The sequence below is a fragment of the Pseudoalteromonas sp. SCSIO 43088 genome (assembly GCF_023650795.1).
Taxonomy (GTDB): Bacteria; Pseudomonadota; Gammaproteobacteria; order Enterobacterales; family Alteromonadaceae; genus Pseudoalteromonas; species Pseudoalteromonas shioyasakiensis.
The window spans coordinates 3250122-3264391 of record NZ_CP072675.1 but is presented as its reverse complement, the minus strand read 5'-3'; the positions used below and the strand labels follow the sequence as shown (position 1 = coordinate 3264391).

Here is a 14270-nt window from a genome sequence, read left to right as displayed (position 1 = left end):
GTCGGAGAGTAAACATGTTTGATATGATGGAACAGCACAGCGAAGAAGCTGTCATTAAAGTAATTGGCGTGGGCGGTGGCGGCGGTAACGCTGTTGAGCACATGGTAAAACAACAAATTGAAGGCGTACGTTTCATTGCTGCGAATACGGATGCACAAGCATTACGTAATTCATCAGCAGATGTAACTGTACAGCTAGGTACACAAATCACCTCTGGTCTAGGTGCGGGTGCTAACCCTGAAGTGGGTCGTAACTCTGCTGAAGAAGATGCTGAGACTATCCGTGCCAGCCTTGAAGGCGCTGACATGGTGTTCATCGCAGCTGGTATGGGCGGTGGTACTGGTACAGGTGCTGCGCCAGTGGTTGCTAAAATTGCTAAAGAGTTAGGCATTTTAACGGTTGCTGTTGTAACGCGCCCGTTTGACTTTGAAGGTAAAAAGCGTGCTGCAGCTGCTGAACAAGGCATTAATGAATTGTCAGAAACTGTAGACTCACTTATTACAATTCCGAACAATAAATTGCTTAAAGTTTTAGGCAAAGGCACTACACTGTTAGATGCCTTCGCAAAAGCGAATGACGTGTTATTTGGTGCGGTACAAGGTATTGCAGAGCTAATCACACGTTCAGGTCTAATCAACGTGGATTTCGCCGACGTACGTACTGTTATGTCAGCGATGGGTACTGCGATGATGGGTACAGCATCTGCGTCTGGTCCTGACCGTGCACAAGAAGCTGCAGAAGCGGCTATCTCAAGCCCACTACTTGAAGATGTCGATTTAACAGGTGCTAAAGGTATCCTAGTTAATATCACTGCAGGTATGGATATTGCGATTGAAGAATTTGAAATTGTTGGTAACCACGTTAAAGCACTTGCGTCAGAAAACGCAACAGTGGTTGTGGGTGCGGTAATTGACCCTGAAATGAGCGACGAGTTACGTGTAACGGTTGTTGCAACAGGTTTAGGCGGCGATCGTCGTCCACAGTTTGGTATTGTTGATAATGGCTTTAAGAAAGCATCAGGTTCTGATGTACAAAGCTCAATGAACCAAACAACTAGCAGCATGTATGTACCAAGCTTTGCAAGTCAAGGTAGCAGCGATGATGTAAGCATGTCATCAGCGTCTGAAAAGCAAGAGCCAGTACAACAAAGTACAACGAGCAGCTCAGTATCTAGCAGCACTGAGAGCAGCAAAAAATCTGATAAGTCAGAAGGGGGAGATTATTTCGATATCCCTGCTTTTCTTAGAAAGCAAGCTGACTAAATAGACTTTTACTGGTTATTTTGTTCGATAAATAAACAAATTGGCAGCTGGATGTATTTATGATACAATTCGCCGTCTAACTGTAACTATAAGTGAGCGAACCTATGATTAAACAGCGTACGATTGCAGAAGTAGTCAAAGCCATAGGAATTGGACTTCATAAAGGTGAGAAGGTCACTATTACTCTCCGACCTGCGAGCGCAAATACTGGGATAGTATTTCGTCGCGTAGACCTTGATCCGGTTGTTGATTTTGAAACAACACCAGAAGCCGTTGGTGATACGCAACTGTGTACCTGTTTAACAAACAAAGATGGCGTTCGCTTATCAACGACTGAGCACCTTATTGCGGCGGTAGCGGCAATGGGTATTGATAATCTAATTGTTGAATTAGACAGCTCAGAAGTACCAATTATGGATGGTAGTGCATTACCATTCATCTATTTGTTACAAAAAGGCGGCATTAAAGAAGTAAATGCAGCTAAGCGCTTTATTCGTATTAAAGAAAAAGTACGCATTGAAGAAGGCGATAAATGGGCTGAGATCGAACCATACGATGGTTTCCACATCGATTTTGAAATTGCGTTTGATCACCCAGCAATCAATGAAAGCCGCCAACGTATCGGTTTAGATATCACGGCACAAAGCTTCACTGAAGAAATCAGCCGCGCACGTACTTTCGGCTTTATGAAAGATATCGAGTATATGCACGCTAACAACCTAGCATTAGGTGGTAGCATGGATAACGCAGTTGTATTGGATGAGTTTAAAGTACTAAATCCAAACGGCTTACGTTACAGCGATGAGTTTGTTAAACACAAGATCTTAGACTGTGTGGGCGATATGTTTATGACAGGCCACAACATTCTAGGTAAAATCACGGCTTATAAATCAGGCCATGATTTAAACAATAAACTACTTCGTAAAATTATGGCGACTGAGTCAGCATGGGAATGGGCAACATTCGATACCCCAGTGACTATGCCAGCACCAGGCCTAGAAGTAGCGACAGCTTAATCGCAAGCATATTACAGTTATAAAAAATGACGCTTTAAGCGTCATTTTTTTTGCCAAACTATTATCAAGAATCATAAGCCTAGAATAGCTTCAAGCTCGACCAACTGATTGATTTGATAAGTTGGTTTAATATCCTCTGGTAGCTCAACTCCCGGGTGTTGTAACCAACACGTGTCGATACCCACATTGTGACCACCTAAAATATCGCTGGCAGCTGTATCGCCTACCATTAAAATCTGTTCTTTTGGCGGATTCCCCATTAATTGAAATGTATGTTGAAAAATCTCTGGGGCAGGTTTTGCTTTACCGACTAACTCTGAAATAACCAGCCAATCGAACATATCCTGTAAACCGGTGTGACCTAGGCGTTTTTGTTGTAACTTAGCAAACCCATTGGTAATAATGCCTAGCTTGGCGTGTGGTTTTAACTTTGTAAGCAAGTCAACTGCACCAGGTAATGGCACACAAATAGAGGCCATAGCATCCAAGAAGCCATCGTTAAGCTCTTTTGCTGGCACATCGAGTCTATTAGCCCATTCTGTAAAGCGAGTTATCTGTAGCTCGCTGGCGGTAATTTCATGCTTTTGATAAGCAACCCAAAGCGGCTTATTGGTTGCTTGGTAATGATGATAATCTGACTCAGTAAATTCTACGCCGTAATGTGCAAACATCACTTTTAAACCTTCGAATGCATTAAAACTAAATAGCGTTTCATCTGCATCGAATAATACGTGGCTATACTTCATGGTTATCCTAATTACTGGTTGAATAGGGTAGGGTGTGAAAATGGCGCCATGGCCAATGTCAGCGCTTGTACATAAGTACTTTCGCGCGTAGCAAGATGATTGGTTAATAAGCCAATAGCACCACCTTGTTGTTTGATATTAACGGTATTGAACGCCTCATCCATGACATCACCTAGTTCTTTACCAGCTAGCAAGGCATCGTAAAAAGGTTGCGGTAACGGTAGGTTGCTACTGCGACCAACGCTAAATTGCTGCTTGTTTGCAATCACTACAAAGGCAAAGGTTGCAGCGCCATAACTAAATTGTTCTGCGCCGCCTTCCATTGCTGCATAAAAGTCGGCGTCAAAGTGATCTTGGCAATACTTAACACGGTTTTCAGCGCCGATACGGGTTTCATCTTCGCCTAGCGGCTGATCAGGCACACCAGAAGGTGCATCTTCACCTTTGCATTCAATGGTATGATTTGGGAAATAAAGACTAAAGACATGTTTAGCCGCGTTAATTTTAACGGGGTTCTTTGAACCAACAATAACACGTAAAGTTTGTTTCAAGCCGACGACTCCATTGTTTTCACCAGAGTCAGCAGTGTACCCGAGTGAGTTAAATCGGCAAGTCAACCGGGGCTAAATTTTCAAGGGCGCGTTTTTTCAAAATAATATCTTTGATCAATGGGGTTAACACAAGCTCCATGGCTAAACCCATTTTGCCTCCAGGTACCACAAGGGTATTGATACGAGACATAAAGCTGCCTTCAATCATGCTCAAATAGTACGGAAAATCGACGTCATCTATGCCACGAAAGCGAATAACAACAAAGCTTTCGTCTAAAGAAGGAATATCTTTTGCGCTGAATGGGTTTGAGGTATCAACCGTTGGCACTCGCTGGAAGTTAATATGAGTACGCGAAAACTGCGGAGTAATATGATTTATGTAATCGTCCATCGAGCGCACAATAGAGCCCATTACCGCTTCACGAGAGTGGCCTCGTTCAGAGGTGTCACGAATGAGCTTTTGGATCCACTCAAGGTTGATAATAGGCACCATACCAATCAATAAATCGACATGCTTAGCAACATCATGATTCTCATCGACAGCACCACCATGTAGACCTTCATAGAATAAGATATCTGTATTTGATTCTAAGTCTTGCCAAGGGGTAAAGGTGCCCGGTAATTGGTTATAAGGGACCGCTTCGTCGAAAGTATGTAAGTAGCGTCTGATTTTACCTTGCCCGGTTTCGCCATATTGATAAAAAAGCTCCTCAAGGGCGCCAAAATCGTTAGCTTCTCGGCCAAAGTAGCTAATATGCTTGCCTTCTTGTTGTGCTTCACGGACTTTTTTATCCATTTCTGGACGTGTATAACGATGAAAGCTATCGCCTTCGATGAAGGCTGCATCAATGCTTAAGCTTCTAAAAATGTGCTTAATCGCATTGGTGGTTGTAGTAGTCCCCGCCCCAGATGAACCGGTAATAGCGATGATAGGGTGTTTAGCTGACATAATTATTCTCGTTATTGTTGATACCAGTCGGCATGAATTGTTAACCATTCTAGCGTGTTAAATGGTCAGTTACTTAGCTCGATTGGTATTATCGTGCATAAAATCAATCAGTAGAAACTGATAAAAAACGAACACGTCCTAGTTATAAAGGTCGAGCATGGTAAGGTCAAGTGACTGGCGGATTAATTAACGCTATCATGGGCTGATAAAAATTAAAACGAGAGAACAACATGAAATTGATTTCGTCTTTACTTTTCGTCGCAGCAGGGACATTTTTTACCAGTCACGTACATGCAGCGATGCCTAAAAGCGAAATATTACTTGCCGAGTTAGACACCCCATATGGTATGCAGGTGTCGCGAGTAACAGATGATAAAGCTTATAATAATCAACCATTTTTAGTTGATACAGGGCTTTACTATACCCATGAGGTTGTTGACGAAAATGGCCAGTCACAAACCGATATTGCGTTTTATGACTTTACATCTAAGAGCAGCGTGAATATCACCAACACGCCTGTCAGTGAATACTCGCCTACGCTGATGCCAAATCAGCAAGCCTTGTCGGCAATCGTGGTCGAAGCAGATGGCAAGCAAAAGTTATGGCAGTATCCATTAGCAGAAGAGCCAGCTGCAAGCCGAATTTTTGAATGGATTGAGCCGGTTGGCTACCACGCTTGGGGCGCTGATGAAGACCTGATCATGTTTATTTTAGGTGAGCCGCATACATTGCAATACACTCGTGTTGCAGCTGCTAAACCGCGTGTCATTGCCGGTGATATTGGCCGTACTTTAATTTTTGACAAGCACACAAACAGTTATTTATTTAGTTATAACAAAAACAACCAACATTGGGTTGCACGCTTTGCGCCGCAAACTGAGGAAGTTAGTGATTTATTTAGATTACCTGAGTCGGTGCAAGACTTTGCTTTAATTGACAAAGACACTGTGGCTTATGCGGTTAATAATCGAGTTCATAAGCGCAGCCTTACAGAGCCTGAAGTGGTATCACAGTGGCTCGATTTAAGACGCTTTTGTGAAGGCTCAATCTCACGGTTAAATTACAAACAGAGCAAACTGGCATTTGTATGTAATAAATGAGTAACGCTTTCAGCCTGATTGCTGTACTGTGGCTAAACTATCCACGTTATATGTAAGGAATGCCTTTGTCTTTTTCTGCCGAGCAAGTGAGTGTACAGCTGGTAAAAGCGGGCTGCCGCAGTAATTTTAAGATTAAGAATATTAACGAATTTATGCCAGCTAGCTCAAAAGAGGCATTTTATGTTCATGAGCAAAGTGGCCAGGCTAAAATTGTTATTAGACCTATATTTGAAGTATTCAGTGCTGATTTTGAGTCAATAGAGGGCATTACGCGAATCAAAGACTACTTTCACAGTAGTGAAATGACCCGCTTTCCAACTCGCATTTATAAAAGTGCACAGCCCATTCATTATGGTATTGCATTTAAAGTCACCTCACCTGACGCTGCTGAGCAATTTATAACTAAATTAACTGCTATTTTAGCGCAATAAAAAAGGGCCACATTGTGGCCCTTTTTGCATTTGCTTTAATTAGCGTTTAAGGAAGCTATTCACCGAGTTTAGCTCACGGTTTTTCAGTGCAATACAATCATTGATGCTTTCTTCAAGCTTACTAAGAGAACGTGCATAACCTGGTACTTCAGTGATTTTATCGTTGAAGAAGGTTTTGGTTTTTTCTAGGCTTTTCGCATCGCAGCTTGCCGTCGTGAAGAACGGTAAGTTTGGAACAAAGAACGGCGGTAAGTTCTTAGTGATGGCATCGTAATTGTTGTAAATCCACTCAATAAACAGTGCTTCACGCTCTTTACCATAGCCTAACCCACCTAGTAAGGTACGCATATCAGAGGCTGTTACGTTATCTGTTAAGCTGTATTCTAGAACCGCTTTTTGTAACTCAGGTTTACCAAAGTAACCCATCGCTGCCAGCATCTTAGTACGAACTTGTGGATCTTTGGTGGTTTTAAAGGTTTGTTTGTACTTTTCAAGTAACTTCGCATCGCCATGGTAAGCTGCAAGGTTTAAGTAAGTTGAGGCTAAATATGGGTCAACATTTTCAGGGTTGTTTAAGTACAGTGCCGCTTGTGCTTTTGCGGTATCAATGACTTTTTGATCTTGGCCATCAAAACCTAGACGGGCAATAACTTGCGCACGTAACTGTGATACCGCCGCGTCTTCACCTGTTTTTGCCGTTAATCCATATTGCTTAGCAGCTGGTGCAATGCTGTTACGGATAAACTTAGGCCATAGGTCACGGTTGCTGTCGTCTTCGAATACGCGTTTTTGAGAAGCAAGGTAACCTAATGCTGTGTTTGCCACTAATGGGTGAGCATCACTCACAAAGGCTTCTAAAGTTTGCATTAAGTGAGCCGCAGAGATAACACCTGCATCAAGTAATGAATCAACCGCAGAAAGTAGCGCTAAGCGCTCACGTACCGTTAGCTTGTCAGCAGCGTTCTCTAGTAGGGCATTAAACTGAGCATCATCTAATACCCAGCGGTAATAACCCATGGCACCTTGATCTGGGTAGATCCACTCAGGTTCAAAGTCGAGAGTTAGTTGCTGTGTTTCTTTATTCAGCAGTACACTTGCGGTTTTAACTTTGTCGCCCGCACCATACTTGATTGCAACCGGAACATTCCACAGTTGTGCAGGCGCATCAACGCCAGCATTTACAAAGCGGCTTTGGCTGATATTAATTTTCTTACCGTCTTGCGTTACTTTAATAAGTGGGAAAGATGATTGTTCGATAAATGATTTAAGAACACTTGCTACATCTTTATTAGACGCTTCGCCTAGTGCTTGCCATAGATCCGCGGCTTCTGCATTTTTATACGAGAATTTTTTCAAGTAAGCACGAATACCTTGCTGGAATGCCTCTTCGCCAATCCAGTTTTCAACCATAGATAAAACCGCACTCCCTTTACTGTAGGCAAGGCCAAGGCCATCCATGATATCAGCTTCAGTTTTGATTGGCTTACGAATAGGTTTAGTACTTAGACGCGCATCCAGTGCCATCACATGGTTTTGTGGTAAGTCTAAGTGCGACTCAAACTCAGGGTTAATTTGTGCAGTGATTTTTGCTGCCATCCAGCTTGCGAATGCTTCGTTTAACCATAAGTCATTCCACCACTTCATAGTCACTAGGTTACCGTACCACTGGTGCGCTAACTCATGGGCAATGATTGATACATTACGCTCTTTTTTGCTGCGCGTTGCTGTTGCTAGGTCTACTAGTAAAATGTCTTCACGGTAAGTCACTAGGCCTGCGTTTTCCATTGCGCCAAATGGGAACTCTGGTACTGCCACTGAGTCTAGCTTTTTGTATACGTAAGGAATGCCAAAATAATCTTCTAGGGCTTTTAACACTCGCGGCATATTTTCTTTTGCGTAATCAGCAAGGTGAATTTTACCTTGCGGAGTCAGTACACGGCCAGGGATTGGCATGCCTTTAATTTCAAGCTCTTCAAACGGGCCCACAGCCATAGCGACTAAGTACGAAGGAATCGGTGGCGTTTTGTCGAAAAAGTGCGTTGTCATATCGCCATCAACTTTGGTTTTTAAAACCGGTGTATTGGCATACACTTTTTGTGATGTTGGCGCTGTGATAGTCAGCTGAAATGGAATTTTATAACTTGGCTCGTCAAAAACCGGGAATGCACGACGCGCATCGCTCATTTCAAATTGCGTGAAAAGATAAGGTGTGCCTTGATCTAAAGTTTTATATAAACCAACACTTTGACGATTATAAGGGGCTGTAAAATCAACTTTTAAAGTGTATTTTCCTGGTTGGATTTTTTCTTCACAAGCGAATTTAACTTTGCCTGTTTTTAGCATTTCAGCACTTAGGTCACAGTTTTCTGCACCTAAAATTTTCGCCATGCTAACCGCATAATCAATACCGTTTAATTCGATATAATTCGTTGCTTTTAGAACCTCTAAAGCAATTTCGGTATGACCAGAAAAATTGTCTTTTGCAGGATCAAGCGTAAGTTCTACTTGTTGTGAGCTAGGCTTGGCAAGCTTTTCGATAACATATTCATTGGCATGGGCAGAGCTAACTGCAAGTGCAACACTCACCGTTAATAGGCTTTTTAAGAACATAAGTATCCCTGATTTTTTGTTGTTAGAAAGGCACCTGCTATGAGGGGCGAATCACCATGCTATCAGGTTTTAATTTGAACAGTAATAAATAGTTAGTAACAAAGTTTGTCAGTTAATTATGGCGGTCAATGAAACGCTGCCAATGCAGTTGCGGGTTTATTTGTCGTATGTTTTGCAGCACGGTATTTAATAACTGCATATCAGCAAAGCGTTGCTCGTTGAAATCTTTAAAACCAAGCAAGTAGTTAAAGGCGTCTTTGCAGTTGGCTTGCAGTGCATGAATTCGCACTTGTTGTTCAAAGTTGAGCCGTAAGCTGCTTATCGCGGTTTTCATACCTTGCTGATCAACAGTAGGAATAGCGCACTTTTGTAAATAACCAGCGCGTTCACCTTCACCCGAAAACCAAATACGTACTTTTTCGCTGTAGCGACCAGATTTAGCGGGTAAATCAAACATCAGTCGTTGCTGATTTTGCTCATTTAAATAGCCTAAGTATTGGTCAAGTCCTGCATCGAGTAATGCATTGTGGATAGGCACATAGCGGGGTTTTATCTTGCCATGTGTATGAAAATCAAAGCAGCGAATTCCATCAAGGGTGACAATATTATCAAGGGTTAAATGGCCAATTTCATCGCTGTAGGCACCGGTGTAATAAGCAAATAAAGGCAGCCAAAAGTGCCAATGCTTAGCTTGTTCACGTGCTAAACGCTGATCACCATAAATGTAACCATTATACAGGGTATGTAATTCCATGGCCGAAAAGGGCCTACGACCAAGATGGGACTTCAACCTAATACCTTGATAATAAAGATGTGTCGAAGAGTATAACTGATATACCCAAACCACCTCAAGATGCGAGCTTCAGTTGGAATTAAAAGCGATTTAGGCAAGGCATTGATTGCAAGTAATAGTGGTTCTATTGTTAAAATCAATATAAGTATCAAGTTTCCAGCTAAACGACACTGCCATAAATACGGCCGTGTCGTTATAAGCTTAAGGATTGCGATTAATCGCAAAGAGCTTTAGCTAAACCAACCGGTTCGATTTCAACGCATACTTGATCATCGTTCCAGTTTAAACCAACAAGCGCATCATCTTCGTTAAGGTCTTCAACCCACTCATCAAGAAATTCGTCTAGGCCAATTTCAACAGGGGTATAGTCTTGCCACTCATCTTTACATTGTGCTTTTGCAGCGTCTTCAGTACCCCAAAGTAATAGCACATCTGTGTCGCTAAATTGGTTTGATTCACAGACAACAAAACCACCATCTTCGGCACCCAGTGCCCACATAGATTCGTTCAAACGAACTTTTTCTACAAAGCTAACTAATTCTGATTCAATTTCGATATCGCTCATTTGCGTAACCCTTATCTTTATATTCGTGGATCTGTTTGTTGTACCGCCGCTTTATCGGCGAATTTATGATAAAAATCAACTAAGTTTTCTAGTTGGCTAAAATCAGTTAATTCGCGGAAGCGGATCCAATCTAGCAAGCAGTATAAACTGATGTTGAGGTATTCACAGCTTTTAAATACTGGCTCCGATAAATGAGTATTCAAATAGGCTAATGTTTCAACAATTCGTTCATTCTGTAAATTAAAAAATAGTTTGTCGCTGTTGGTATCAAACCCTGAACGCTGACAAAGTAAAATTTCTACCAGTGAATCATTGCAGGCATTGATAATGGTTAAGTAGTTCTCTTGCTGCCAGCTAAGTAACGGCTGATCAGCTTTCTCGAGCAGGTAGCGAATAATGGAGTTGGAATCACATAAGGTAAAATCATGGTCGATTAATACAGGAATTTTTCTGGCAGGGTTATGAGCAATCATGGTTTGTCTGTCTTGCTCAGAGAAAATATCCAAATTAATAAAATCAATAGGTAGGTTATTAAGTTCCGCCCAAATCCGAATACGGCGCACAAAAGGTGAGGTAGTAGAGCCTAGTAATTGCATGATGGTATCCTTTGCAAAAAAAAGCCGCTGTGAAGCGGCTTTTTGAAATCAATTTGTTAATTAGTCAGTACGGCTTGTTACTTCTAGAAGATGATAACCAAACTGGGTTTGCACTGGGCCTTGTACTTGGTTAATTGGTGCAGAGAATACGACTTTGTCGAATTCTGGAACCATCATGCCAGGGCCAAACTCACCTAATGCACCACCATCTTGACCTGATGGGCAATTAGAATGAGCACGAGCAAGCTCTGCAAAGTCAGCTCCTTGCTCAATTTGCTGTTTTAAATCTAAACAGTGAGCTTCACTGTCTACGAGAATGTGTCTTGCACTGGCTACTGCCATAACATCTCCTAATGTGTGTTTTAGTATTAAATTACTAGTTTAGTTCAATATTTACCGAACGAAAAATTAAATTTATTTTGCAGTTAGCTCAGCTTCAATTGCATCGCGTAAAGTTTGCGATTGTGGCTTAGTTTTACTATTAAAGCGCTGCACTGTCTTACGGTCAGCAGACACTAAATATTTGTAAAAGTTCCAGTTAGGTGAGCTAGTTGCTTCGTTTAGGTGTTTGAATATCGGGTTTGCATCGCTACCGCGAACGGCACTGGTAGCAAGCATATTAAAGGTTACGCCATAATTGATGAAACATACTTTTGCAGTGTCTTTTTCATCGTCTTCTTCTTGGAAAAAGTCATCTGATGGAAATCCTAATACGACCAAGCCTTGGTCTTTATATTCTTTATGAATAGCCTCAAAGCCTTCAAACTGGCCGGTAAAACCACAATTACTAGCTGTATTGACTATTAGGAGTGGTTTGTCTTTGAATTCGCAGAAGTTAATTGACTCTTTTGAGCGTAACTTTCTCATAGTGACATTGGTAAAATCATCACATTGGCTGCTTGCTTTAGCAGCTGGCGTAGCCTCAGTAGTTTGTGCTGCAAGGTTGGTTGTTATTAGGCCTGCTGCAAGTAACAAAGCATATTTATACATAGTTATTTCCCGCTAGTTATTTGTGATGAATATACGCTAATATGCAGCAAAGTGATCATTTAATTTCAGCTATTTATGACGATTCGCAAAGCAACACAAACCGATTTAACTGACATAGTCGCTATTTATAACGAGACCATCCCTGGTCGTATGGTAACTGCAGATACAGAAGAGGTATCGGTTGCAGACAAACAAGCTTGGTTTGATAGCCATACAGAGAAAAGACCTATCTTTGTTTTTGAGCAACAAGGTAAAGTGCTTGCTTGGCTGAGTTATAAGTCATTTTATGGCCGACCTGCCTATGATGGTACCGTTGAAATTAGTATTTACATCACCCAGCAAGCTCAAGGGAAGGGGCTAGGTAAACAATTGCTTACATTTTCAGAACAGCATGCAAAAACACTTGATATCAAGGTGTTATTAGCTTTTATCTTTAGCCATAACCTACCGAGCATAAAACTGTTTAATCGCTTTGATTACAAGGTCTGGGGAGAGCTTCCTGAGATTGCGATCATGGATGATAAAGCCTATAGCCTTACTATTTTAGGTAAGCGTTTAGACAGTTAATTAGCTAAAAAGCTAATAAAAAATGCGGTACAAATTGTGACCCATTGCGATTTTAGGCTACGCTAAAATAGGTATTTATTATTAAGCGAGTCTAGTCTACTGTGCGAAGAATATTGATTGTTGATAGCAATAGTGTTTTAGCAATGCGGGTCAAGGTGCTGCTAGAGCTTATTGGCTGTCGAGTTGAGCTATTACATTTTGCAATGGTTGATGATGCTGTTTTAGAGCAAGACTTTGATCTTGTTGCAGCTTCTCATGGTGTGCCAACCACTGTTATTAAAACGCTAATGGGAGTGTTCTCACAAGAGCATTTCTTGCTGTTAGCGCCTAAAGCGCAGCGTAGTGATTTACTAGAGCATTTTAGTGAAGTAAATCGCCTATTACCTAATGCTGTGGTGATTTACCCCTTCTTTGCAAATAAAGAGATTAGCTCTTTATTAGAAGGGGTACTTGAGCTCGACAGCGATAATATTCTTCAACTTCCTACCGTGTTACTTGTCGATCACTGTGCTGAACGTTTGGCGCAAATAGCCCTAAACCTCAAAGGGGCACATATTAAAACCTTCACAGCTGATAATACTGCATCTGCTGTGGATGTTATTAAAGAACAGAGCATTGATTTACTCATTAGTGATTTTACTTTTACTGATGGCACAGGGCTTGAGCTCTTTAATAAGCTCAAAACATGTCAGCCTAATAGTCGTTGTTTACTTTATACCTCTAAGCCAGATCAAGTCTCGATGGTAGCAGCTATTCGTCAAGGGGTAGAAGATGTGCTCATCAAGCCGATTGATGATAATAGTCTGCTGCAATCAGTACATAAACTTTGGCAGACAGAACTATTAAGGCGTCATAACACTGAATTAGTAGAGCGTTTGCAAAATACAGTTGATGCACTCATTGAAAAAGACAGCTTATTACGGGTCATTTTTAAGCATACACCCGATGCCATTATTCTATTTGAGCGTGGTGGTAAGGTTATAGAAACTAACGACGCCTGCGAGCAGCTGTTTGAAAAGCCGCTGAAAGAATTTGAGAATTGCTCTGTTTTTGAATTTTTTGATGTGGCATCAACTGAGCGCATCAAAGATAAGATTGCGACTTTAAGTAAAAACCGACAATTTAGTTGTGACTTACGACTACTCAAGAAAAATGGCAGTGAGGTGCCTTTAGTTGGCTCGTTTAACGAAATCGACCACCACGGAGAAATTGCGCTAGCGGTGATCTTTAAGAACGTTACACATCTTAAAGAGAAAGAAGATTTACTCGTTGAAGCTAAAGATTTGCTTGAAGAAGAGGTCAAAGCCCGTACTGCTCAGTTAGAGCATGCTAAAAATGTGGCAGAAGCGGCAAATCATAGTAAATCTGAGTTTTTAGCGAACATGTCTCATGAACTTAGAACACCTATGCATTCTATTTTAAGCTTTGCTCGCTTTGGGCTTGATAAGGTTGCTAATGACGATTTAAGTAAAGACAAGTTAAACAAGTATCTATCTAGAATTGAGCAAAGTGGTGAGCGATTATTATCGCTGCTAAATAACTTACTCGATCTATCAAAGCTCGATGTCGGGAAATTCCCGTTCAATCCGCAAAAGCATAACTTAAGCAATATTATAAAAACCAGCATTGATGATGTGTCGGGCACAGCCCTTGAAAAAAGTATTGCTATTCGGCCTATAGGTTTTGAACAAGGCATTGTGCTTGAGTGCGACGAAGAACAAATTAATCAAATTATGCGTAACTTGATCGGTAATGCACTGAAGTTTAGTGAGCCGAATAGCGAAATTGATATTAGTTTAGCGGTGAATGAGCAGATGGCCGAAATCGCTGTTATTGACCGCGGAATAGGGATCCCTGAACAAGAGCTTGAAAAGATTTTTGCTAAGTTTGAGCAAAGCAGTAAAACCAACAGTGGTGCGGGAGGCACTGGGCTTGGATTAGCTATTTGTCGGGAATTTGTAGCCTTACATCAAGGCACTATTTCGGCAAGTAATAATGAGTACGGGGGGGCCACTATTTTGGTACGGCTGCCCTTAGAAATAGACTTGCCGCAACACTTGGCAAATGAACAACAGTCTATATCGATGAATTAAT

At 41.5% G+C, this 14270-nt stretch carries 15 protein-coding genes; 6 read left to right on the top strand and 9 right to left on the bottom strand.

From position 1 onward, the window contains the following. The first annotated feature begins 14 nt into the window (after positions 1–14). On the top strand, positions 15–1262 hold the full coding sequence (gene ftsZ, locus J8Z28_RS15030) for a cell division protein FtsZ (RefSeq protein WP_054561045.1): 1248 nt from the start codon (positions 15–17) through the stop codon (positions 1260–1262). 104 nt (positions 1263–1366) lie between these two features. After that, positions 1367–2278, top strand: coding sequence for a UDP-3-O-acyl-N-acetylglucosamine deacetylase (gene lpxC / locus J8Z28_RS15025; RefSeq protein WP_036971181.1), 912 nt, complete (start codon positions 1367–1369; stop codon positions 2276–2278). A gap of 71 nt (positions 2279–2349) precedes the next feature. Here lpxC and yjjG read toward each other — a convergent pair whose 3' ends face one another. From yjjG to J8Z28_RS15010, 3 genes are read right to left on the bottom strand one after another with little or no spacing between them, the layout of a single operon-like run. Then, the gene (gene yjjG / locus J8Z28_RS15020) at positions 2350–3024 is read right to left on the bottom strand and encodes a pyrimidine 5'-nucleotidase (protein ID WP_062566489.1); all 675 of its coding nucleotides are present in this window, start codon (positions 3022–3024) and stop codon (positions 2350–2352) included. 11 nt (positions 3025–3035) lie between these two features. After that, complete coding sequence (yjjX, locus tag J8Z28_RS15015; RefSeq protein WP_054561043.1) at positions 3036–3575, bottom strand: inosine/xanthosine triphosphatase; 540 nt, start codon at positions 3573–3575, stop codon at positions 3036–3038. Positions 3576–3624: 49 nt separating this feature from the next. Further along, complete coding sequence (locus J8Z28_RS15010) at positions 3625–4524, bottom strand: phosphoribulokinase (protein ID WP_054561042.1); 900 nt, start codon at positions 4522–4524, stop codon at positions 3625–3627. 230 nt (positions 4525–4754) lie between these two features. Between J8Z28_RS15010 and J8Z28_RS15005 the strand changes: the two genes are divergently transcribed. Together J8Z28_RS15005 and J8Z28_RS15000 are read left to right on the top strand one after the other, a co-directional pair. After that, positions 4755–5624, top strand: coding sequence for a hypothetical protein (locus tag J8Z28_RS15005; RefSeq protein ID WP_062566488.1), 870 nt, complete (start codon positions 4755–4757; stop codon positions 5622–5624). Between the two features lie 65 nt (positions 5625–5689). Beyond that, a complete protein-coding gene (locus J8Z28_RS15000) occupies positions 5690–6055 on the top strand; it encodes a hypothetical protein (RefSeq protein ID WP_062566487.1) in 366 nt (121 codons plus the stop codon). A 39-nt stretch (positions 6056–6094) separates the two neighbouring features. Here J8Z28_RS15000 and J8Z28_RS14995 read toward each other — a convergent pair whose 3' ends face one another. From J8Z28_RS14995 to J8Z28_RS14970, 6 genes are all read right to left on the bottom strand, one after another. After that, positions 6095–8665, bottom strand: a complete 2571-nt coding sequence (locus J8Z28_RS14995) for a M1 family metallopeptidase (protein WP_062566486.1) — start codon at positions 8663–8665, stop codon at positions 6095–6097. A gap of 112 nt (positions 8666–8777) precedes the next feature. Beyond that, complete coding sequence (locus tag J8Z28_RS14990; protein WP_062566485.1) at positions 8778–9455, bottom strand: site-specific integrase; 678 nt, start codon at positions 9453–9455, stop codon at positions 8778–8780. A 217-nt stretch (positions 9456–9672) separates the two neighbouring features. Then, positions 9673–10023: a DUF2750 domain-containing protein gene (locus J8Z28_RS14985; RefSeq protein ID WP_054552718.1), complete on the bottom strand. Its 351-nt coding sequence runs from the start codon at positions 10021–10023 to the stop codon at positions 9673–9675. A 17-nt stretch (positions 10024–10040) separates the two neighbouring features. Further along, a complete protein-coding gene (locus J8Z28_RS14980) occupies positions 10041–10619 on the bottom strand; it encodes a glutathione S-transferase family protein (RefSeq protein ID WP_062566484.1) in 579 nt (192 codons plus the stop codon). A gap of 60 nt (positions 10620–10679) precedes the next feature. Continuing rightward, positions 10680–10961, bottom strand: a complete 282-nt coding sequence (locus J8Z28_RS14975; RefSeq protein ID WP_054552716.1) for a peptidylprolyl isomerase — start codon at positions 10959–10961, stop codon at positions 10680–10682. A gap of 72 nt (positions 10962–11033) precedes the next feature. Then, positions 11034–11609 (bottom strand): glutathione peroxidase, encoded by a 576-nt coding sequence (locus J8Z28_RS14970; protein WP_250659651.1) that lies wholly within the window; start codon positions 11607–11609, stop codon positions 11034–11036. 75 nt (positions 11610–11684) lie between these two features. Between J8Z28_RS14970 and J8Z28_RS14965 the strand changes: the two genes are divergently transcribed. Then, positions 11685–12176: a GNAT family N-acetyltransferase gene (locus tag J8Z28_RS14965; protein ID WP_062566482.1), complete on the top strand. Its 492-nt coding sequence runs from the start codon at positions 11685–11687 to the stop codon at positions 12174–12176. A gap of 143 nt (positions 12177–12319) precedes the next feature. Beyond that, positions 12320–14269, top strand: a complete 1950-nt coding sequence (locus J8Z28_RS14960) for a hybrid sensor histidine kinase/response regulator (RefSeq protein ID WP_062566601.1) — start codon at positions 12320–12322, stop codon at positions 14267–14269. Position 14270 lies beyond the last annotated feature (1 nt).

Bases quoted from the DNA above. Each gene is read 5' to 3' on its own strand.
- ftsZ (WP_054561045.1), top strand. From the start codon at position 15: ATGTTTGATATGATGGAACAGCACAGCGAAGAAGCTGTCATTAAAGTA.
- lpxC (WP_036971181.1), top strand. From the start codon at position 1,367: ATGATTAAACAGCGTACGATTGCAGAAGTAGTCAAAGCCATAGGAATT.
- yjjG (WP_062566489.1), bottom strand. From the start codon at position 3,024: ATGAAGTATAGCCACGTATTATTCGATGCAGATGAAACGCTATTTAGT.
- J8Z28_RS15010 (WP_054561042.1), bottom strand. From the start codon at position 4,524: ATGTCAGCTAAACACCCTATCATCGCTATTACCGGTTCATCTGGGGCG.
- J8Z28_RS15005 (WP_062566488.1), top strand. From the start codon at position 4,755: ATGAAATTGATTTCGTCTTTACTTTTCGTCGCAGCAGGGACATTTTTT.
- J8Z28_RS14995 (WP_062566486.1), bottom strand. From the start codon at position 8,665: ATGTTCTTAAAAAGCCTATTAACGGTGAGTGTTGCACTTGCAGTTAGC.
- J8Z28_RS14985 (WP_054552718.1), bottom strand. From the start codon at position 10,023: ATGAGCGATATCGAAATTGAATCAGAATTAGTTAGCTTTGTAGAAAAA.
- J8Z28_RS14980 (WP_062566484.1), bottom strand. From the start codon at position 10,619: ATGCAATTACTAGGCTCTACTACCTCACCTTTTGTGCGCCGTATTCGG.
- J8Z28_RS14975 (WP_054552716.1), bottom strand. From the start codon at position 10,961: ATGGCAGTAGCCAGTGCAAGACACATTCTCGTAGACAGTGAAGCTCAC.
- J8Z28_RS14970 (WP_250659651.1), bottom strand. From the start codon at position 11,609: ATGTATAAATATGCTTTGTTACTTGCAGCAGGCCTAATAACAACCAAC.
- J8Z28_RS14965 (WP_062566482.1), top strand. From the start codon at position 11,685: ATGACGATTCGCAAAGCAACACAAACCGATTTAACTGACATAGTCGCT.
- J8Z28_RS14960 (WP_062566601.1), top strand. From the start codon at position 12,320: ATGCGGGTCAAGGTGCTGCTAGAGCTTATTGGCTGTCGAGTTGAGCTA.